The organism is Microbacterium sp. B35-30, from assembly GCF_010634855.1.
GTDB lineage: Bacteria > Actinomycetota > Actinomycetes > Actinomycetales > Microbacteriaceae > Microbacterium.
In genome coordinates this window covers 19,469-40,032 of the sequence record NZ_MWLQ01000019.1, presented here as the reverse complement: position 1 = coordinate 40,032, position 20,564 = coordinate 19,469, and the positions used below count along the sequence as shown (strand labels likewise).

At 65.1% G+C, this 20,564-nt stretch carries 13 protein-coding genes and 1 pseudogene; 8 read left to right on the top strand and 6 right to left on the bottom strand.

Annotated elements, in window-relative coordinates:
- Window positions 1-205 precede the first annotated feature (205 nt).
- Both B2K11_RS11485 and B2K11_RS11480 read left to right on the top strand, forming a co-directional pair.
- Window positions 206-2,635: a glycoside hydrolase family 2 TIM barrel-domain containing protein gene (locus B2K11_RS11485; RefSeq protein ID WP_163618420.1), complete on the top strand. Its 2,430-nt coding sequence runs from the start codon at window positions 206-208 to the stop codon at window positions 2,633-2,635.
- A gap of 253 nt (window positions 2,636-2,888) precedes the next feature.
- The gene (locus B2K11_RS11480; RefSeq protein ID WP_163618419.1) at window positions 2,889-4,088 is read left to right on the top strand and encodes an acetyl-CoA C-acyltransferase; all 1,200 of its coding nucleotides are present in this window, start codon (window positions 2,889-2,891) and stop codon (window positions 4,086-4,088) included.
- 100 nt (window positions 4,089-4,188) lie between these two features.
- On the opposite strand, the gene B2K11_RS11475 is transcribed toward B2K11_RS11480, so the two are convergent.
- From B2K11_RS11475 to B2K11_RS11460, 4 genes are read right to left on the bottom strand one after another with little or no spacing between them, the layout of a single operon-like run.
- Window positions 4,189-5,793: an AMP-binding protein gene (locus tag B2K11_RS11475; protein ID WP_163618418.1), complete on the bottom strand. Its 1,605-nt coding sequence runs from the start codon at window positions 5,791-5,793 to the stop codon at window positions 4,189-4,191.
- Between the two features lie 46 nt (window positions 5,794-5,839).
- Window positions 5,840-6,295 (bottom strand): MaoC family dehydratase, encoded by a 456-nt coding sequence (locus B2K11_RS11470; RefSeq protein ID WP_163618417.1) that lies wholly within the window; start codon window positions 6,293-6,295, stop codon window positions 5,840-5,842.
- Window positions 6,292-7,038, bottom strand: a complete 747-nt coding sequence (gene fabG / locus B2K11_RS11465; RefSeq protein WP_163618416.1) for a 3-oxoacyl-ACP reductase FabG — start codon at window positions 7,036-7,038, stop codon at window positions 6,292-6,294. Before fabG ends, B2K11_RS11470 begins: the two co-directional genes overlap by 4 nt.
- 25 nt (window positions 7,039-7,063) lie before the next feature.
- Window positions 7,064-8,296, bottom strand: a complete 1,233-nt coding sequence (locus B2K11_RS11460; RefSeq protein WP_163618415.1) for an acyl-CoA dehydrogenase family protein — start codon at window positions 8,294-8,296, stop codon at window positions 7,064-7,066.
- Between the two features lie 228 nt (window positions 8,297-8,524).
- Here B2K11_RS11460 and B2K11_RS11455 point away from each other — a divergent pair, with 228 nt between their 5' ends.
- From B2K11_RS11455 to B2K11_RS11435, 5 genes and pseudogenes are all read left to right on the top strand, one after another.
- Window positions 8,525-10,150 carry an AMP-binding protein gene (locus tag B2K11_RS11455; RefSeq protein WP_163618414.1) on the top strand — a complete coding sequence of 542 codons (1,626 nt, stop codon included), beginning with the start codon at window positions 8,525-8,527 and terminating at the stop codon, window positions 10,148-10,150.
- 320 nt (window positions 10,151-10,470) lie between these two features.
- A complete protein-coding gene (locus B2K11_RS11450; protein WP_163618413.1) occupies window positions 10,471-12,021 on the top strand; it encodes an MFS transporter in 1,551 nt (516 codons plus the stop codon).
- Window positions 12,022-12,055: 34 nt separating this feature from the next.
- Window positions 12,056-13,210 carry a pectin acetylesterase-family hydrolase gene (locus tag B2K11_RS11445; protein ID WP_163618412.1) on the top strand — a complete coding sequence of 385 codons (1,155 nt, stop codon included), beginning with the start codon at window positions 12,056-12,058 and terminating at the stop codon, window positions 13,208-13,210.
- A gap of 387 nt (window positions 13,211-13,597) precedes the next feature.
- Window positions 13,598-14,851 (top strand): alpha/beta hydrolase, encoded by a 1,254-nt coding sequence (locus B2K11_RS11440; RefSeq protein ID WP_163618411.1) that lies wholly within the window; start codon window positions 13,598-13,600, stop codon window positions 14,849-14,851.
- Window positions 14,852-15,181: 330 nt separating this feature from the next.
- Window positions 15,182-15,871, top strand: a pseudogene (locus B2K11_RS11435) (transposase).
- Between the two features lie 47 nt (window positions 15,872-15,918).
- Here B2K11_RS11435 and B2K11_RS11430 read toward each other — a convergent pair.
- Complete coding sequence (locus B2K11_RS11430) at window positions 15,919-17,925, bottom strand: glycoside hydrolase family 3 N-terminal domain-containing protein (protein WP_239525959.1); 2,007 nt, start codon at window positions 17,923-17,925, stop codon at window positions 15,919-15,921.
- Between the two features lie 126 nt (window positions 17,926-18,051).
- Between B2K11_RS11430 and B2K11_RS11425 the strand changes: the two genes are divergently transcribed.
- Window positions 18,052-18,954, top strand: coding sequence for an alpha/beta hydrolase fold domain-containing protein (locus tag B2K11_RS11425; RefSeq protein ID WP_163618410.1), 903 nt, complete (start codon window positions 18,052-18,054; stop codon window positions 18,952-18,954).
- 9 nt (window positions 18,955-18,963) lie between these two features.
- Here the strand turns inward: B2K11_RS11425 and B2K11_RS11420 are convergent, their stop codons facing one another.
- Window positions 18,964-20,478: an MFS transporter gene (locus B2K11_RS11420; RefSeq protein WP_163618409.1), complete on the bottom strand. Its 1,515-nt coding sequence runs from the start codon at window positions 20,476-20,478 to the stop codon at window positions 18,964-18,966.
- Window positions 20,479-20,564 lie beyond the last annotated feature (86 nt).

Sequence of the window (20,564 nt, the reverse complement as noted above, 5' to 3'; positions counted from 1 at the left end):
CGGCAGCGGCAGCGGCGCAGTCATCGTGACAGAACTCACCCATCGAGGCGCTCCTCGTCGAGTCGGCGTGCGGGTGCCGGCGGCGTGGGCCGCTTGACCACGGCGATACCGATTTCGCACACTTGGGTGAAATTCGTCTAAGGTCGTTGGAGACTCTTGCAATGCGGCTGTCCGTCGCAGTGCACCGACCGAAGGAGCGGCGAGGATGCTGCGCAAACCGTTCAACGACGGATGGACCGTCGTGCCCAAGCAGTCGCTGTTCGCGGCGGCTCTGGCGCCCGCCGCGCCCTCGCGGGTGACTCTTCCGCACGACGCTCTCCGAGACCTTCCGCGCACGCCCGCCAGCCCGAACGGAGCCCACTCGGGATACTTTCCGAGTGCGCATGTCGTGTACGACAAGGCGTTCCACGCCCCCCAGGAGTGGGCCGACAAGGCGGTGGTGGTGACATTCGACGGCGTGTACCGAGACGCTGTCGTGTATTTCAACGGCGACTTCGTGGCTCAGCAGCCCTCCGGATACAGCCCGTTCTCGGTAGACCTGTCTTCGCGTGTTCACGCGGGCTCTCGGAACACGTTGCGGGTCGAGGCGCGCACCCACCAGGACAGTCGTTGGTACTCGGGTGTCGGCATCTACCGCGACGTGTGGCTCGCGGTCGCCGATCAGATCCACATCCCGGTCGACGGCGTGACGGTGACGACTCCCGAGGTCGGCGCGGACTTCGCGGTCGTCGCGGTCGCCGTCGAGGTGAGGAACGACGCGCGCAGGCAGCAGACGGTACGGCTCCGGTCCCGCGTGACCGATGCCTCGGGCGCGACCGTGAGCGAGAAGTCGGTGCCCGTTACGACCGTGCCCGGCGAGCACGCCGTCGCACGCGTGCCGCACTACGTTCGGGAGCCGCGACTGTGGGACATCGATGCCCCGGATCTGTATCGCGTCGAAAGCGTCCTCATCGACGGTTCGGGTGACGTCCTCGACGCCGACGAGACGGTGTTCGGTGTGCGTTCGATTCGGATCGACCCTATTCATGGGCTGCGCGTGAACGGCCGATCCGTCAAGCTGCGGGGCGGTTGCATCCATCACGACAACGGCCCGCTCGGCGCCGCCGCCATCCCGGGTGCGGAGCGCCGAAAGGTCGAACTGTTGAAGGCGGCCGGCTTCAACGCGATCCGGAGTGCGCACAACGCGGCGAGTCGTGCCCTACTCGATGCCTGCGACGAGATCGGAATGTTCGTCATCGACGAACTCACAGACGTATGGACTGTCGGCAAGAGTTCGTTCGACACCTCGCTCAGCTTTCCCGAGTGGTGGGAGCGAGATGTCGAGGCTCTCGTCCGGAACGACCGCAATCATCCGAGCGTGTTGCTCTACTCGATCGGCAACGAGATCCTCGAGGTCGGCCGACCGGGCGGCGCCGTGTGGGGGCGGCGGATCGCTGAGAAGGTGCGCAACCTCGACCCCACGCGGCCGCTCATGAACTCGGTCAATGCTCTTGTGTCGATCATCGACTCGAAGGTGACGGCGCAGGACCACTCGGTCCCGGTCGACTTCAACTCGATCCTGAGCTCTGATGGATCCGCTGGAGTCGGGGCAGCCGAGATCGCAACGGTCCGCACGGAGGAAGCGCACGCCCAGGCGGATGTCGCGGGGATCAACTACGCAGAGGCGCGCTACGACCTCGACGCCGAGATCTTCCCGGATCGGGTGATCGTCGGATCCGAGACATTCCCAAGTCGCCTCGACCGTCTCTGGGAATTGGTGCAGAAGCACCCGCAGGTGATCGGCGACTTCGTGTGGACCGCCTGGGACCACCTTGGTGAGGCGGGTACGGGCCGCGCCGTGTACGCGGACGATCCTCTCCAACCGGTCGGCATGGCGTCGCCTTATCCGTGGCTGCTGTCACAGGCCGGCACCATCGACATCAACGGCATCCGCAGACCGATCTCGTACTGGCGAGAGACGGTCTGGGGCCTGAGGGGCGAGCCGTACATCGCCGTTCACCGCCCGCAGGGCTACGGGCGTGAACTCGCCGTTGGAAGGTGGGCATGGGACGACGTGCTCTCGAGCTGGGCCTGGCGCGTCGAGGAGGGAGCGCCCGTGGTCGTCGACGTATACACCGATGCGGACGATGTCGAGCTGTTGCTCGACGGCGTGAGCCTTGGCGTGCGTCCGGTCGGTATCGAGACGAGGCCGCAGGCCCGGGGGTTCATCGCGCGATTCGAGACGGAGTATCGGCGCGGAACCCTCGTCGCGGTGTCCCGTCGAGACGGCGAAGAAGTGGGGCGCGCCGAGCTGCGGAGCCTCATGGGCGATGCGGTGCTCGTCGCGCGTGCGGAGCGGAAGAAGATCGGTGCGACGCCCGATCATCTCGCGTTCGTGCACCTCACGCTGCAGGATGGTGCGGGCACAGTGGCCGTGGATGAGTCCGCCGAGGTCACCGTGACGGTGACCGGTCCGGGCGAACTAGTCGCGCTGTCCGGCGCGAAGCCCGACGACGACCAGCCGTTCGCAGGCCCCACGCACGTGACGCACGAGGGGCGGTTGCTCGCCGTCGTGCGCCCCACTGGTCGCGGCCGCATCCGTGTCGCCGCGACGTCGGCGCACGGCAAGACCTCGGTCCAGGTGACCGCAGACTGACCCGCCGAACAACGGCAACGCCGCGCGCCGTGTGAGATCGAGTCCGCGATGTTGGCACACCGAAGTCGCTACATGTGCGAATCATCCTTTCGATCGGGCCCCTGCCATGAGCGCTACGCCTGGCATGACAGCTCTGATGGTGCGGACGCGAGGAAGTGGAGCCGCGCGATGACCGAAGCCCATCGACTACGGGCGAAGAGCGCACCCCCGCGCCGAGCCCGCCATCACGTCCGCAACAAGGAGGAGAACACCCGTGTCCAGAGCTGTTATCGTCAGCGCCGCCCGCACCCCGATTGCGAGGGCCTACCGCGGCGCCTACAACAACACGCCGCCGCAGCACCTCGCGGGCCATGTGATCGCCGCAGCGGTGGAGCGCGCGGGTATCGACCACACCGACATCGACGACGTGATCCTCGGCGCGGCGCTGCAGCAAGGCGCCACCGGGGGGAACATCGCGCGACAGAGCGCGCTCCGTTCCGGCCTCCCCGTCACGGTGCCCGGGATGTCGGTCGATCGTCAGTGCGCCTCGGGGCTGATGGCGATCGCCGTCGCGGGAGCCCAGATCGTTCACGGCGACCTGCGAATCGCCGTGGCCGGCGGTGTGGAGTCGGTGTCGTTGGTGCAGAACGAGCACATTAACACCCATCGCGCCGTCGACCCGTGGCTCAAGGAGAACATCCCGGACATCTACCTGCCAATGCTTAACACCGCTGAGATCGTCGCCGAGCGCTACGGCGTGACGCGAGAGGCACAGGATGCGTACGCTCTGATCTCACAGCAGCGAACTGCCGCCGCGCAGCAGGCCGACCTCTTCGCCGAAGAGATCGTGCCGCTGGCTTCTGTCCAGGCGGTCGTCGATCGACAGAGCGGCGACATCACGTTCCGCGACGTGTTTCTGGACCGCGACGAGGGCAACCGCCCCTCGACGACGCTCGACGATCTCTCCGCGCTGCGGCCGGTCCTCGCCGACGGCGCTGCGTCGGCGATCTCGACGGTCACGGCCGGAAACGCCAGTCAACTCTCCGACGGTGCGGCGGCGACCGTCATGATGGCCGAGGACGAAGCAGCCCGCCGCGGTGTCGAACCGCTGGGCGTGTTCCGAGCGCTCGCCGTCGCGGGCGTCGCCCCCGGCGAGATGGGCATCGGGCCGGTGCCGGCGGTCTCGGCATTGCTGCGCCGCGAGGGATTGACGGTCGACGATATCGACCTCTGGGAGTTGAACGAGGCGTTCGCATCGCAGGTCGTCTTCTGTCGGGACGAATTGGGCATCGATCCACAGAACCTCAATGTCAACGGCGGCGCGATCTCGATCGGTCACCCATACGGGATGTCGGGTGCGCGCATGGTCGGTCACGTGCTGCGTGAAGGGCGTCGTCGTGGAGCGAGGCTTGCGGTCGTCACGATGTGCATCGGCGGAGGCCAAGGGGCGGCCGGACTGTTCGAGATCGTTTGAACGAACGAATGACCCGCGCCCTCGGCCGGCGCGGGTCATTCAATTCCGGGGCTTCATGTCGTGGAGGTGGCTAGCCGAGCTGAACCGGACCTCCCGACCGTCAGCCGACCGCTGTTGCCTCGACCTGCGCCGCGAAGCGCTCCACGAGCGCACGCCGAAGCACCTTGCCGCTTGCGCCGAGGGGCAGTTCGTCGACGATGTGCACAACGCGCGGGTACTTGTACTCCGCGAGCCGCTCGCGGGCGAATGCGATCACGTCTTCGGCGGTGACCTCTTCGCCCGGCTTGACGACGACAGCGGCGTTGACTTCCTCGCCGCGCCGCTCGTCGGGCAGGCCGAACACCGATACGGAGACGAGCTGGGGGTGACCCGCGATAGCCTGCTCGACCTCCGTCGGGTAGACGTTGTACCCATTGCGGACGATGAGGTCCTTCTTGCGGTCGACGATCGTGATCACGCGGTCGGTGATGGTGCCGAGATCGCCGGTGCGGAACCAACCGTCCACCACAGTCGCGTCAGTGGCGTCTTCGCGGCCGATGTAGCCCTTGAAGACGTTGTGGCCGCGCACGACGATCTCGCCGATCTCGTCAGCGTCGGACGTCAGCTCGATGCGATCGTCGACGTCCGCCTTCGCGATCGCGACGTCTACTCCCCACAGCGGTGTCCCGGCGGTGCCGGGGCGGATGTCCTCGTACACGGTGTTGAACGAGACCACCGGGGTGGTCTCGGTCAGGCCGTATCCCTCGTGCACCTGAGCGCCGAAGCGGGCGGCGAATTTTTCGAGGATCGCGCGGGGGAGCGCCGCACCACCCGAAATGCCGTACCGGAGTGTCGGTCGCGCGTCCGAGCGGGCGCCCGCCTGGAGCAGGTCGACGAACATCGTCGGGACAGCGGCGAAGATCGTCACGCCCTGGTCAACAATCAGCTGCAGTGCCGCATCGGCCTCGAAGCGGGGCATCAGTGCGATCGACGCGCCGCGGCGGAACGCGGTGTTCATCACGGCGGTCTGGCCGAAGGTGTGGAACAGCGGCAGCCCACCGAAGACGACGTCGTCACGACGCATGTCGACGGAATCGATCAGCGAGGTGTGCACCTGTTCGACGATCGAGAAGTGCGAGCTCACCGCGCCCTTGGGGGTGCCGGTCGTACCGCTCGTGTACAGGATGGTCGCGGCATCCAGCGGGTTCGTCCGCTCGATGTCGGTGATCGGCGTTGCCGCCGCCGCTTCATCTTCCAGGCGGGGGACGCCCGTCGCGGCGATCATCTCGTCGGGAACGAGCACGGAGAGAGTGGGAACCTGAGCGGCCACGGCTGCCGGGAGCGCTTCAACGAGGAACGGCGCGGCGGCGATGAATAGGTCGGCCTGCGCGTCGGACAGAACGAACGTGATCTCATTCTTCTTGAACAGCGGATGCACCGGCACCACGATCGCGCCAAGTGCCAGCGCGCCGTAGTAGACGCGCATGAAGTCGGGCACGTTCGGTGCCATGAGGGCGATGCGGTCCCCCTTGCCGATACCGCGAGCCTGGAGCGCGCCGGCGTACGCGCGGGCCTGGCCCCACAATGCGCGGTAGGGGATGGTGTGTCCGGCGAAGTGCACGGACGGGGCGTCCGGGTACCGCGCCGCGCTCTCGGCGAGAATCGTCGCTACGTTGAGAGTGGCGAATCCGTCTCCCTGGATGGCGCGGTCGGTGAGGGTTGTCATTACATGTGTCCTTTCGACGTTGAAAGCGGCGGGTGAGGCGGTGACGCTATGGAGCGTGGACGAACAGATGGATGGTCTCCGCGACGAGCGCGGGACGTTCGCTGCCGTCGATCTCCACGGTGTTCTTGAGGCGCGCGCGCACGCCGCGGTCCGTCTCGCTGGCTTCGACGAGCTCTGTGCGCGCTCGTATGTGTGCTCCGCTGGGCACCGGTGCGAGGAAGCGCACGCCGTCGACGCCGTAGTTCACGACGGCATCCGCGTTCTGAACGTCGACAAGGTCGCGGATCAGACGCGGCACGAGCGAGAGGGTCAGCAGTCCGTGGGCGATCGTCGTTCCGAACGGGCCTGCAGCCGCACGCTGGACGTCCACGTGGATCCACTGGTGATCCTCGGTCACCTGGGCGAAGGCGTCAATCCGCGCCTGCGACACCGAGAGCCAGTCGCCGACGGCGACCGAGCCGATGAGCGTCGTCAGGCCCCGTGGATGGGTGACACGGATCACGACTTTGGACCACCCGCGACGTACAGCACCTGTCCAGAGACGAATCCCGCTTCTTTCCGGCAGAAGTACGAGACCGCGGCGGCGATGTCGTCAGGGACACCGGCGCGAGAGACTGGGATCTGCGAGACCTGTGCATCCACGAGAGCCTCGAAGCTCACTCCCAGGCGCTCCGCCGTCGCCTTCGTCATATCCGTCTGGATGAACCCCGGCGCGATCGCGTTCGCGGTGATCCCGTACCGACCGAGCTCGACCGCGAGCGTCTTCGTGAATCCCTGGATGCCGGCCTTCGCTGCCGCGTAATTCGCCTGACCGCGGTTCCCGAGCGCCGAGGTGCTCGAAAGGTTCACGATGCGACCCCATGATGCACTCACCATGTGCGCCTGGGCGGCGCGGGTCATGAGGAACGCCCCCCGCAGGTGCACGTTAATCACCGTGTCCCAATCGGTCTCGCTCATCTTGAACAGTAGGTTGTCGCGAAGCACCCCCGCGTTGTTCACGAGGATGCCGGGAGGGCCCAGTTCGGCGGCGACGCGGTCGACCGCTGCCCGGACAGAATCTGCGTCGGCCACGTCGGCGGCGATCGCGGTTGCACGGCCCCCGTGCGCGACGATCTCTTCTGCGGTGAGGGACGCTGCGACCTCGTCGAGGTCGATCACAGCCACGGGGTGACCGTCTGTGGCGAGTCGCTTGGCGGTGGCAGCCCCGATGCCGCGGGCGGCGCCGGTGACGATGGCGGTGGTCATGTCGTTGATCCCTTCGCGGTTTCGTTCAGGTGAAGGCGGGGATGCCGGTGATCTCGCGGCCGACGATAAGCGTGTTCATGTCGTGCGTGCCTTCGTACGTGTAGATCGCCTCGGCGTCCGCGAAGCGGCGCGCGACCCCGTAGTCCAGCTGAATGCCGTTGCCGCCGAGGACTTCGCGGCAGAGGGCCACAACACGTCGCATCCGTTCGCTCACGCTGGCCTTGGCCATCGCCGATTGCTCATCGGTGAGCGCCTCTGCCTCTTGCAGCTGTGCGGTGCGGGTACAGAGGGCGATGGATGCTGTGATCTCCGTGAGGGCCGTGACGAGCTTGCTCTGCACGAGTTGATAGGAGCCGATCGGCCGCCCGAATTGCTCGCGCGACCGCGCGTACGCCACGGCGGCTTCATAGGCGCCGGCGCCGTTGCCCAGCGCCTGCCACGCGACATCCGATCGCGTTTGCCGCAGGATGTTCGCAACCTCGCGGAATGAGCGCACGCGCGCCAGGCGCGAAGACTCCGGCACCCGGACCTCGGTGAGCACGATGTCGGCGTTCTCGACGGCGCGGAGCGACTGCTTGCGTTCGATCTTCGTTGCGGTGAAACCAGGGGTGTGCCGGGGAACGAGGAAACCCTTGACGTTGCCGTCGGCGACGTCGCGCGCCCAGATGACGACGATGTCGGCGAAGGTGGCGTTGCCGATCCAGCGCTTCGCTCCGTCGAGCACCCACTCGTCCCCATCGCGGCGGGCCGTCGTGCGGATGCCGCGGGCTGTGTCGGAACCCGAGAGAGGCTCGGTGAGGCCGAACGCGCCGACGACCTCGCCACGCGCCATCTTCGGAAGGAGATCCGCGCGCTGCTGGTCGGATCCCCCGATGGCGACCGCGTTCATGGCCAGGCCGCTGTGAACGCCGGCCATCGTCGCGACGGAGGAGTCGACGCGGGCCAGCTCGTAGCTCACCCAGCCGCGGAAGAGAGCCGAGTTCTCGAATTCGGCGACGTCGGGGAACCCGGCGCTGTAGAGACCGAGGTCGGCCAGCGGGCGGAAGACGTGGCGAGGACTCTCTGCCCGCTCCCAGTACTCATCTGCGATCGGGGCGACCTCGGCCTCCAGAAAGCGGCGAAGCCCTGCGAGGCGTGCGCGCTCGTCAGTGGTGAGCAGTTCGCGGTAGCCGTAGAAATCCACCGGATCTGTTCCGCGAACTTCCTCCTCGATGGTCGGATCCAGCCCTTTGAGGCGCGTTACTGCCGCGATCGTCATTGATTCTCCCCGTCCAATAGTCGGTGACGGGGCAAACATACATGAAAAACACCCAACTGAGTGGTTTACGCTCAGATCAGACGTCCGGAGCGCTCAGATTTCGCACGGTTGGATGTGTTTCATCTAGGCTCGCTTCTGAGGCGCGAGGTGCGGCGTCGATAGGGCTCATCAGCGCCGACCCAAGCCGCACTGCTACCGGCACGACTCTGACTCGAGGGTGAGGAAGATATGACGCAAGAATCTCAGGTGCGCAACGCGCCGACGGCCTCGGAGGGCGTGGTCGAAGCGAAAGCCCACTGGCAGTCGGCACAGGATGTGGCTGACGACGTCCGGCAACTCCAAGCGACGTACACGGCAGCGACGCTGAACGTCGCGGCCGTGCTGTGTGACGACCACCCCGCAGGCGATATCGCGTTCACGCTGATCGACGGCGACGCGCGTGCAACCCCGCTGACCTATGGCGAGCTGTCCGACGCATCCAGACGGCTGGCCGGCGCGCTGAGAGCTCGCGGGATCGGCGAAGGCGACCGGGTGGCCGTGCTGATGAGCAAGAGGCGGGAGCTGCCGATCGCCCTGCTCGCCATCTGGCGACTCGGCGCTGTCCACGTGCCGCTGTTCACGGCCTTCGCCGCCCCCGCCATCGAGATGCGGGTCGCGGGATCGAGGGCGACGCTCGTCATCACCGAGCCCGACCAGCTCTCAAAGGTCGACGCTATTGGAATCGACACCCTGGTGACGGGGGCCGCCTTCGACCGTCTTCTCGAAGGCGAACCTCTCGACGGGCGGGGCGTCGCGGTGGGTGGCGGCGGCCTCATCGTGCAGCTCTACACGTCGGGTACGACGGGAACACCCAAGGCTGTCGGCATCCCGGCGCGTGCGATCGGATCATTCGTCGCGTACATGCGGTATGGCCTGGGGGTGGACGACGACGATGTGTTCTGGAATGCGGCCGATCCCGGGTGGGCGTACGGCCTGTACTACGGCATCATCGGCCCTCTCGCTATCGGCAGACCGAATGTGCTGCTCGGTGCGGGCTTCTCTGCTGACCTCACCCGCACGGTCATCGAGAGCATCGGCGTGACGAACTTCGCGGCGGCGCCGACTGTCTACCGCGCTCTGCGGATCGGCGACGTCAGACTCGAACGGTCTCGTCTACGCCGCGCGTCCTCGGCGGGCGAGCCACTCACGCCCGACGTCACCGCATGGGCACCGGGCGCGCTCGGTTCGACCGTGCGCGATCACTATGGTCAGACCGAGCATGGAATGATGATCGTCAACGCGTGGCACCCGGCATTGCGCCGCGACGTGCTGCCGGGGTCGATGGGGCAGGCGCTGCCGGGTTTCACCGCCGCGACGCTTGGCTCGCAGATTGTGCTGTCGACGACACGGAGCCCGTTGCTGTGGTTCGAGGGTTACCTCGACGCGGAGGAGAAGACGCGGGAGCGATTCACCGACGACCGAGACTGGTACCTTACTGGCGATGTCGGTCGCCACGACGGCGAGAACTTCTTCTTCGCCTCCCGCGACGACGACGTGATCCTCGCTGCCGGATACCGCATCGGCCCTTTCGACGTCGAGAGCATCATCGTGCAGCTTCCCGATGTCGTCGAGGTGGCAGTCGTCGGCCGTCCTGACGAACTGCGCGGCGAGGTCGTCGAGGCCTTTGTCGTACCCGCTGAGGACGCAAAACCTGATGAATCGCTTCGCGATGCCATCAAGCAACTCGTCCGAGACCAGCTAGGCGCTCACGCCTACCCGCGTCGTGTGCACTTCATCGACCAGTTGCCGAAGACACCGAGCGGCAAGGTGCAACGCTTCATCCTGCGCGCACCTGATTTCGAGGTCGACGGGTGATGGCCCCAGCGGCGGTCGCCCGAACGACATCTCGCGCGCGTCTTGGAATGGCTTCAACCGTCAGTTCCTCCCTTCGAACTTTGCCGAAGAGTGCACGGAGCCTCTGACCGGCATTGGCCGGTTATCGCGCGTCTACGCCGGCCACACCGAATCGACGTCACGCCGAGCCGTGAACCTCTCGCTGAGGCTGTGCGGGCGGCCAACCGCTGTCCCGATGCGGCTGGCGACGTCGGTGTTGCGCCGGAGACGGATCGCGAGGAATAGAAATCTCAGTGGGATCAACTTCATGCTAACCTGATCGAAAACTGAAGAGAACTGAGATGTTCGTGTCGATCGAGGAGGATCGAATGATCGAGTCTGGGCTGGACCAGGGGTCGACAGCTTCGCTGGCGCCTGCGGCGGGGCCGCGAAGCGGCGGCGGTCGGCATGCCGGCTGGCGCACCACCACCCGAGAGCGCGTCTTCTATTACCTAGGTGACGTCGGGCGGATGAACGGCGGCAATATCGTCACTGTCCTCGGCGCGCTCTTCCTCCTCTTCCAAGGCGTCGACGTGCAGGTGGCCGCCGGTCTCACTCTGATGGTCAAAGTCGTGGACGCGGTCAACGACATTCTTTTCGGCTTCGTGGTCGACCGCTGGCGCATCCAAGAGTGGCCCGTGTTCCGCCGGTTTGCCGGTCCAGGACGTTACCTGCCCTGGTACCGCTCGCTGTTCTGGCTGTTTCCGATCACTGTCGTCCTGCTGTTCGCCATGCCGTCGGGCCTCGGCGACGCCGAGAAGCTCATCTGGTATTTCGTGCTGATGGTTCTATTCGATTTCAGCTACACGTTCATCGAGGTGCCGATGAACTCGCTCATCATGACGCTGACCGACAACCCCATCGAAAGAAACACGATCCTCCGCAATCGGGCGATCATCTTCCTCTTCCTGACAATCGTCGTCTCGATGCTGTGGCAGTTCTTGATCAGCGAGAACGTCGGATTGCCACTGACCGGTGTCGCAATCGTCTCCATGATCATTCTGTTCCTGCTGATGCTCCCGCTCGCCTTCGGGGTCAAGGAACACAATCCTGGGCTGAAGAATGTCGACGAGTCCGCGGTGAGGCGATACACATTCGGCGAGATGCTCAGAGTCGTCCGCGCGAACAAGTACATGGCGATCTACCTCGTTTCCGGAGCCATCTCACTCATGCTGGCAACGGGAAGCGCCGTGACCATGTTTGCGGCGTTCTATCTCTTCGGAAACTCCTTCATCCTGAATCTGCCGAACTTGATCGCGCTGCTGCCGGCACTCGCCCTCCAGCTCGCGTCTGTGAGAATCGCCAAACGATTCGGAAAGCGTGGACCCATCGTCGCTACGGGACTGGTGATGGCCGCAACGTCCTTCGCCCTCTTCTTCATTCCGACGAGTCAGACGGCGCTCATCGTGGCGATCCTGTGCGTGGCGGGCCTGCCAGCGACGATACTCGGGACATTGCGCAGTTTCATCGCCCCTGATGCGATCGAGTATTCGCGTTACAAGACAGGTCAGGACTGCTCGGGCATTTTCTTCGCGCTCGACTCATTCGTCGCGAAGGCGTTCGGCGGCGTCGGCGCGGCCTTGGCGCTCTTCGCTCTCGGCCTCTTCCAATGGACACCGGTCGACGCGGCGGGATTCGGCGATCTGGTTGCACAAAATGTGCCCCAGTCGGACCTGGCTCTCACGGGATTGTGGGTGCTACTCACGATCGTCCCTGCGTGCGGAATTCTGCTGAGCGCCCTCGCCATGCTGTTCTACGACCTTAAGGACTCGGATGCGGAGCTGATGGCTCATTGCAACGCAGGAACCATCACCCGCGAAGAGTGCGAGGCGCAGCTCTCGCGTGCCTACTGACCTCGCCACCCGCGTCCAATTCCCAGGAGTCGCAATGTCTTCCAGCACCGCTCAACCACTGATGCGAGACGCACCGTTGAAGACGCGGCTGCTGGCCCCGCTGCTACGGCGGCTCCGGTTCCCGGCGCTCCCAGACCATCCCAAGTTGGGTAAGTGGTATCGCATCACGCCACCGGGCGCGGTGTCGGCGAATGGTGAGCCGTACCATGGGAGCATTCGTCTCGGAAGCGAGAACAAGCTGATCGTGATGTTCCACGGCGGCGGCGTGAGTTGGAACGAGTACATGGCGGCTCGCCCCGCATCGATGTACTCGAAGCCTTCCGGATCGACGTTCTACGCCTCGGATTCCGACCTCGTAGCCGATCTGGTCACGGCGCACGGCGTGGGGAGCAGCAAGGACGGCAACCCGTTCCGCAACTGGAGCATGATCTCCATCAGCTACGGCAGTGGAGATTTCCATGTCGGAACTGCGGACTACCCGTACACGGGGTTGGATGGACAGCAGCGCACCCTCCATCACCACGGCTATACGAATTACCGGGCCGTCATGCAAGAGGCGATGAAGCTCGTGGGCCGAAGCCCGGAGCAGATCGTCGTGACAGGATTCAGCGCCGGAGGATTCGGTACGGCGCTGCTCACGGATGACATCATGCACCTGTTCCCGGACTGCGGCGACGTCACCTGTTGTGTGGACGGTGCCTTCATGCTCTACGACGGCTGGCGGGACGCGGCGGAGCGGGTGTGGCAGGCACCGCCCGAGGTTGTCGAGCGAATCCACTCGGACAACCTCGTGCTCGACGCATTGCACGCGCTCCGACGTGATCACGGGCCACGTGTCCGGACGCTCTTCGTGAGTTCCACACGCGACGTGGCGCTCGCCGAGTACTGGACCTATGTCGCCACCGGTGATCTTGCAGCCGACTCGGAGGCCGGCATCGCCTACCAGCGCGACCTGAAGGTCATGTGCGACGCCCTGCGCGAGGACGACCCCGACGTTGGCCTCTTCATCTACGACACTCCCGTGCCTGCCCTGATGAAGGCACAGCGTGCGGCCGGCCTCACGACTCATTGCATCATCAACTCGAGGCAGGCCGAGAGGGTCCGAGTCGACGGCGTCACGCCCCTCGAGTGGCTTTGGCTCGGTGTCCAGGGGCGCCCCTCTCAGGTGGGCCTCGCGCTCCTCGGGTGAGACGAGTTGCAGTCTCGCCGCGCATTGCAGCGCATGGCGCACTCATCTGGCCGACGGTGAGGGTCCGGTGTCTGTCCTCGTCCTCCTACCTCGAGGTGGCAGCGGCGGTCGCCCGAACGACATCTCTCGCGCGTCTTGGAATGACTTCAACCGAGAGTTCCTGTCGTCGAACCTTGCCGGAGAGTGCGCACGTACCCTCTGGCCGGTATTGGCCGGGCAACGCGCGTCTACACCGGTATGCGGTATTCGACGTCACGCCGAGCGGCGAACCTCTCGCTGAGCCTGAGCGGGCAGCTAACGGCTGTGCCGATGCGCTCGGCGACGTCGGTGGAGTTGGGTTAGTTCACGTACAGAAGACGCACAAGCGGGTGTTTTTAGAGTTGAGGCATGTACACCCACACCCCATCCGCGTCCGTCGAGCCAGAGCATGCCGTGGATTCACGTGGAGCGTCATTCCTGTTTCGCCGAGCACTCAGGGTCGGCCTTCTCGTCGTGAGCGCACTTATCCTTCTGCCCAGCGCATTCCTGATCGTCGGCGCGTTCAATCCGCAGATTCCGTATGTCGGTGGACTGGGCTCACTCATCTGGCCCACACTGATCGGCCCGGCGCTTGTGCTCGTGCTAGCGGGGACACTGCTCGCGCTCGGCGCGCTGCTTCTCGGCAGCCGGCGCATTGCGGCGATCGTGGCTGGGCTAGGAGTCATGGCTCTCGGAGGCACGTCGGTGATCTTCGGCGAGCAGGTCAGGACGGCCGCAGCCGCCGGCGTCTCCGTGACACCGACCGTGTTCTCGGCGCCCGATATTCAGCCGCCTCGCCCCGACGAATCTGTCACATATCTGACCGACGAGACAGGCGCTTCGCTCGCCTTGGATATCTACCAGCCGAACGCGGACGTCGAGCAGTCCGCGGCCGGTGCGCCGATCATCGTATACATCCACGGCGGAGGGTGGATCGGCGGCTCACCCGATGAGGTGTCGGCCGACCTGCGGTGGTTCGCCGATCAGGGGTACTGGGTGATATCGCCCGAGTACACGCTCGCGACCGAAGACCGCCCGACCTGGGATACCGCGATGCCTCAGATCGGATGCGCTCTCGTGTGGGCAGCCAAAAATGCGGCCGCGTATGGGGCGGACGCGAGCCGCATCGCCGCCTGGGGCAGCTCAGCAGGTGGCAACCTGGCGGTGACGACGACGTACGCGGCTGCAAGCGGCCAATTGAAGCCTGCCTGCGATGGTGAGCTGCCCGCCGTGCGCGCGGTGGCAGGAGAGGTGCCCGCAGTGGATCCGGCTTACATCTACGACAACGCCGACCCGCTCTTCGGTCCAGCCACACGCAATATGGTCTCCACCTACATCGGCGGAAGGGCTGAAGATTATCCCGAGCGCATCAGGGCGATCCAGGCGGCGACATACCTTTCGGCGGAGGCGCCTCCAACCCTGCTCTCCGTAAGCGAGGGCGATCATCTGGTGCCCGTGCAGAGCGTGAGGTCGTTCGTGGCGCGGGCTTCCGAAGCGGGGGTGGAGATCCACGCGCTGTACCGGCGGTGGGCAGACCATGCCATTTCCTCGGTGTATGACTACCTGCCGAACCAGACATTGATCCAGATGCTGCTCGATCATTTCCGCACCAATGGAGTCTGACGAGTCCTTCGCCCACGGTGACGTCCCCCGGGCTGGTGTAGTTTCCCAGCTCAAGTATCACGTCGAGGACGTGGTGAGCCATCGTGCAATGGTCAGTGAGAACTGTCTAGGAATCTCACGGAAGGACACATACGCACGATGACTCTTGACAAGTCTGCCCTCCTCGAGCTGCTCGGGGAATGAAACTCACGGATGTCTCGGACCGGATCCGGGTCGCGACATGACGCTCTATCAGGAGCTGATTGACGTGGAAGCGGCCGCGGTCATCGGCGCCGCCCCGTTCAAACGCACCCCAGCAGGACAACTCACCGCAACAAAACCTGTCCACGCATCCTGACGACCACAGCCGGGGAGTTGGAGCTGCGGATTCCGAAGCTGCGGACCAGTTCGTCCTTCCCGTCGCGGCTGGAGCGGCGCCGCCGGGTCGATCAGGCGCTGTTCGCGGTCTCGATGGAGGCGTACGTGCACGGCGAGCACCCGTAAGGTCGACGACCTGGTGAAGGCGCTCGGCGCCGAACCGGGATCAGCAAGAGCGAGGTGTCGCGGATCTGCGGCAACCTCGACGAGGACGTCGCCGCGTTCCGGGACCGGCCGCTCGCGGACACAACGTACCCGCACGTGTTCCTCGACGCCACCTACTGCAAGGCCCGCGCCGGCCCGCGCGTGGTCTCGTAAGCCGTGGTCGTCGCGGTCGGATTCGCCGCCGACCGACGCCGGGAAGTGCTGGGCTTCGACGTCGGCGACACCGAGTCGCAGCCGTTCTGGACCACCTTCCTCCGCTCCCTGAAATCACGCGGGTTGGACGGGGTGAAGCTGGTCATCTTCGATGCGCACACCGGCCTGATCGCTGCGATCAACACCGTGTTCCAGGGGTCTTCGCGGCGACGACGGCTTGAGATCGGCGTCCGCGCCGACCCGGAACTCGAACAACGCGCCAACCTCGCACTCACTCAACGCGGCAGGCCCCGCAGACTGCGTGACAGCACATCCACTCAGCGGCACGTCACCTCTCCCACCTGATGGAGGGACCGGAAACCCGGGATTGATCTGCTGCTGGTCCTACGCGGTCAGCGCGGTGGTAGCGCGGCCAGACTCAAACGCACGTCTTGCAGCATGTCCGACGGGACCAGCTCGGCCAAGATCTCGAAAACGGCTTCCATGGGCATCAAGCTGACGACGGGGTACGCGGGGTGCTCGCGAAGGTCGAAACCCATGCGATCGAGGATGTCCCTCGCCTCGTCGTCCTCTACGACAGTTGCCAGCGCAGCCCTCGTGAGGTCATAGCGCGCAGTTTCCGTCTTCCGCTCGATCGAAGTCGTCGACGCGGCGGGGCGCTCGGCCGGCGTCCAGTCCGCGTAGCGGAGCCCGTGGCCGTAGGAGAACGTCGGGCGCGCCGTGTCCGCGGGCACATCCGGACGACTCCCCGCCACGGCGTCCATCGACTCGGGGATATCCACAGGCAACGATCCTCGCGGCTCTGCCGCGCCGAACACGACTCGCGTGAATGCCTCGTCGCACGCCCCGAAGTTGACCAGGATCGTCGAGGCGAAAGTCAGAAGCGGTGCGAGGATCGCCGGGCGATCGAGGTAGATATCGAGGATGAGAGGCGCCTTCTCGGAGAGAGCCCGAAGATGGCTGATCGTTTCTGCCGGGAAGTCGAGTGAACCGGCGTGGAAGAACGAGTCCAACACGCCGCCGCGCTGCTCCCATGGTGCGTTCAAGCGGACGATCGCCACATCTGCGCGCTCCGGATCGCTCACGACGTCGGCCCAACCGGCGAAGTCACCGGGCTCGCCGCCCTCGAGGTACACCGACGGCTGACCCGAGAGGGGAAGGTGGGCCGCACCCTCGCCGTTCGTGAGCAGTGTGAAGGCTGCCGATTGTGCCTCGAGACCGGCGGCACGGGCATCCGCGCTCCCGACCAGCTCATCAGCGGAGTCCACGTCCACGTAGCGCGCTTCGTCGAACAGTCCCAGTGAGAACTTCTCTCGAAGGAGGCGCCGAACCGAGATATCCAGGCGTGACTCGGAGACTCTGCCGCCTCTCACGAGGTCGATCAGGGCCTGCACATCCGTCTCGCCGCCGAACTGATCGACGCCGGCTTCGAGGGATTTGATCAGCCGCTCGTCGAACGTAAGGGATTCGACCCCCCAGAATTGGCTGGACAGTACGCCCCAGTCGGTGCAGACGACGCCGTCGTATCCGAGTTCTTCTCGCAGTAGGTCGTTGATGATCTGCTTGTTGAACGCAAACCCGACTTCCTCGTACTCGGTGCCGACCGGCATGCCGTAGTAGGGCATGATCTGGGAAACGCCGGCATCGAGCAGGTCGCGGAACGGCTGAAGGTGCAGATCGAACCGTCCTCCCGGGTACACCTGCTCCCTGCCGTAGGAGAAGTGCGGGTCCTCGCCGTCAAGCTGGGGGCCGCCGCCGGGGAAGTGCTTGGCCATCGCGGCCACGGACTGCGGTCCGAGGGCGTCGCCCTGCAGCCCGAGCATGTAAGCGAGGCCGAGTCGTCCCACGACGTCTACGTTCTGTCCGAAGGTACCGATGCCGCGCGACCAGCGAGGCTCGGTCGCCAGGTCGATCTGGGGATGAAGCGCGCTCCGGATGCCGACGGCCAGGTACTCCCGGCGGACCACGTCGCCGAAGCGCCGTGTGAGCTCGGGGTCGTCGAGCGCTCCGAAGCCGAGAAACTCCGGCCACTGCGAGAAGGGGCCGGACATCAGTGCAGTCGCGGGATTGTCGGTGAAGGCGTGCCGTGGATCGCTCGAGATGGTGAACGGGATGCCGAGGCCGATCTCGGATGCTTCCCGCTGCAGCGCGTTGTGCCAGGCCGCCATCTCGCGGGCGGAACGGGTCGCGACGACGTTCGCATGAGTGATGCGGCGCTCGAGAAGGTCACGGTTCGAAAGCGACCCCATCACCCGGGTGCCGAGGTCGTCTGCAACCTGGATCGGCGGCTGAAACATCAGTCCCGCCTTGTCGGCCAGAGTCATTCGTGCAAGCAGGTCCTCGACCCGCGCCGCGATGGCAAGCGAGGCGTCTTGGTAGGGAAATGCGGTGTCGCTCACAGGACTCCTTTGTGCGGGGCGTCAGATAATATCTGAGTATAGCCATATTTTCGATCCGCGTGAATCTGGCGGATGAAGAGCACCAGGCGGATATCTCTGGTTCTCGAGTCGCATTGAGGGGAAGTCATGGGCGATAGCGATCTCGAAATGATGCGACGGCGTGCGCCGGGGTTCGAGGTCAGGGAGGGGCAGGTTCCGGGCCGTGGCGGGGCGATCCGCATCCGTGACTATCTGCCTCTCCGCCCCCTATCCGCGATCCCGCTCCTCTGGGTGCACGGCGGTGGGTGGTTTGGCGGAAGCGTCGACATGAAGGAATCCGATGCGCCGGCGAAGTACCTGGCGGCGCACGGTCGTGTCGTGCGGACCGTGGACTACCGACTGGCCCCTCGGCCGCGTCGAAGAGCGGCCGGGCGCGAGAACACGTCCAATCGGTTCCCGGCGGCGCTTCACGACGTGGTCGATGCCGCACTGGATCTGTGGGCGCGTCACAGCAGTCTCTCGCTGGGCGGAGCGAGCGCTGGCGCGAATCTCGCCGCCGGGGCGACTCTGATGCTCCAGGCGGAAGGGTGTGCGCAGCCCACGTCACTGGTCCTCGCATACGGCGTGTTCCACGGAAAGCTGCCAGAACACTCCGAAGTGGAGAAGTCGCTACGCGGGTCGCTCGCCGGATCCAAGTTCATGCTCGCCGAAGTACACCGAATGACTGCGAATTACGTCGGCGATGAGCGTCTGCTGGAGGATCCTCTGGCGTTTCCGGCTTACGCGTCGCTCTCGAACCTGCCGCCGACCCTGATGATCGACGCCACGCATGACATCCTTCGCCGCTCGAGCAGCACCTTCGCGGACGCCGCGACGGCGGCTGGCGCGAATATCGAGTACCGCCTCATCAAAGGCCACCACGGATTTCTGAATAGGCCACGATCGAGTGCCTTCTCGGAGGCCGTCGCCCGCGTCGAGCGATTCCTCGACGCGGGACGGTTCCCCGACGACCCAGGATCAGTTCACGATTCTGAGTTCAACGCCTTTTGATGCGGGTGGTCAGTAAACGCGGGACAGCCGGGCCTCGCACTCCTCGCGGGATATCTCGCCGCCGTTGCACTGCGCCATGAGCGCGGCATCGGCATCCCGCAGTCGATAGAAGGACAGCACGCCCGCGCATGCCAGGCTGCCGAGCGCCGGCACGAGGGCAACGGTGACCCACAGGGCGGCCAGGGCGCTGTCCGGCTGCGTCACGCCCAGCTCCTGGAGCTCCGCGAACGAGCCGGCCTCGATGGCCACCCAGCCGCCCAGTCCGAGGATGAAGAACGCCAAGGCGCTTGCGACCCCGGAAGTCGTCTTCTGTACGAACGAGTCCAATGAGTAGAAGATGCCCGCCCAGTCCTGACCGCTCTTATAGCGGGTGTACTCGATCGTGTCCGGGATGAGAAAGGTGCGCATGATCACGTTCACGGCGTTGGGGATAGCCCCCGCCGTCATGAGCAGGATCACGAGGAACACATTGCCTGGCCCGACGAAGAAGAGGATAAGTCCGCATGTCGCACCGATCAACGCACACAGCACGATCGCATTGCGCTTTCCCAGACGGTGGGCGATGCGATCCGCGAAGAACTGCACGATCAGCCCCGGGATGAAAGCGATGATCACGGGCAGGGTGAGCACCATGGAGTTGCCGAACAGGAAGAACGCCGCGAAGATGCTGGTGGTCAACATGGTCAGGCTTGCACCCGCGACGACGTCGCTCGTCAAGATGAGCAGCAGGTATTTGTTGGTTCGAATTGCCTTCAGCATCTCGCCAGGCGTGTGCTTGGGCGGCGCACTGTCGTCGACGTTCTGGAGTTCGACGTTGTGTTCGGTGACCTTGCGACTGAGGGGGACCATCAGCACCAGTGCGATGACAGCCGAGGTGATGGCGACGGCGCTGATCGGCCAGCCGACGAACTCGCTGATCATGAATTGCCATGCAAGCCCGGAGAGCACCCCGACGAGCACGGTCATCACGCCTCGGATCTTCAGAAGGTTATCCCGTTCGCTCACGCGATCCGTCAGCGTCACGATCATCGAGTACATGGGCACCTGGGAAAGTGTGCAAGCGAGATCGTAAAGAAGGTAGGCGGCGGCGAACCAGAACAGCTTTGCGACCTCGGGGATGTTCGCCGGCATGGCGAAGAACAAGACAGTCGTCAGTGGCAACAGGAAGAAGGTCACGCGGTACCACGGGAGGTACTTACCGGAGCCGGCCAGTTTTCGGAGGAACTTCAACTGCGCCGGATTCGCGCGATCGATGAAGTAGCCGAACAGCAGGTCGTCGACGGCGTCGATGACCTTGACGACGAGGATAAGCGTCCCCACGGCCGCGAGACTCAGCCCCTGGAACATCAAGTAGATGCTGAGGAAAGAGATCATAACGCCGGCGCCGATCTGCCAGCCGATTCCTCCAAGGTAGTACCGCGTTCGCTCGCCTCGCGTCAGACGCCACGTCGCCTTCTCGGCTGCCCGGGAGACGGGCTCTCGTGACGTGGCCGGTTCCGAAACTGTGGTTGCCTCACTATTCATTTGTGATCCTCCTTGATCTGGGCGCTACGGCGCTTACATTGTGGGTAAGTCGGGAATTCATCGAAAGCGCGAGAAGGCGGCAGCTG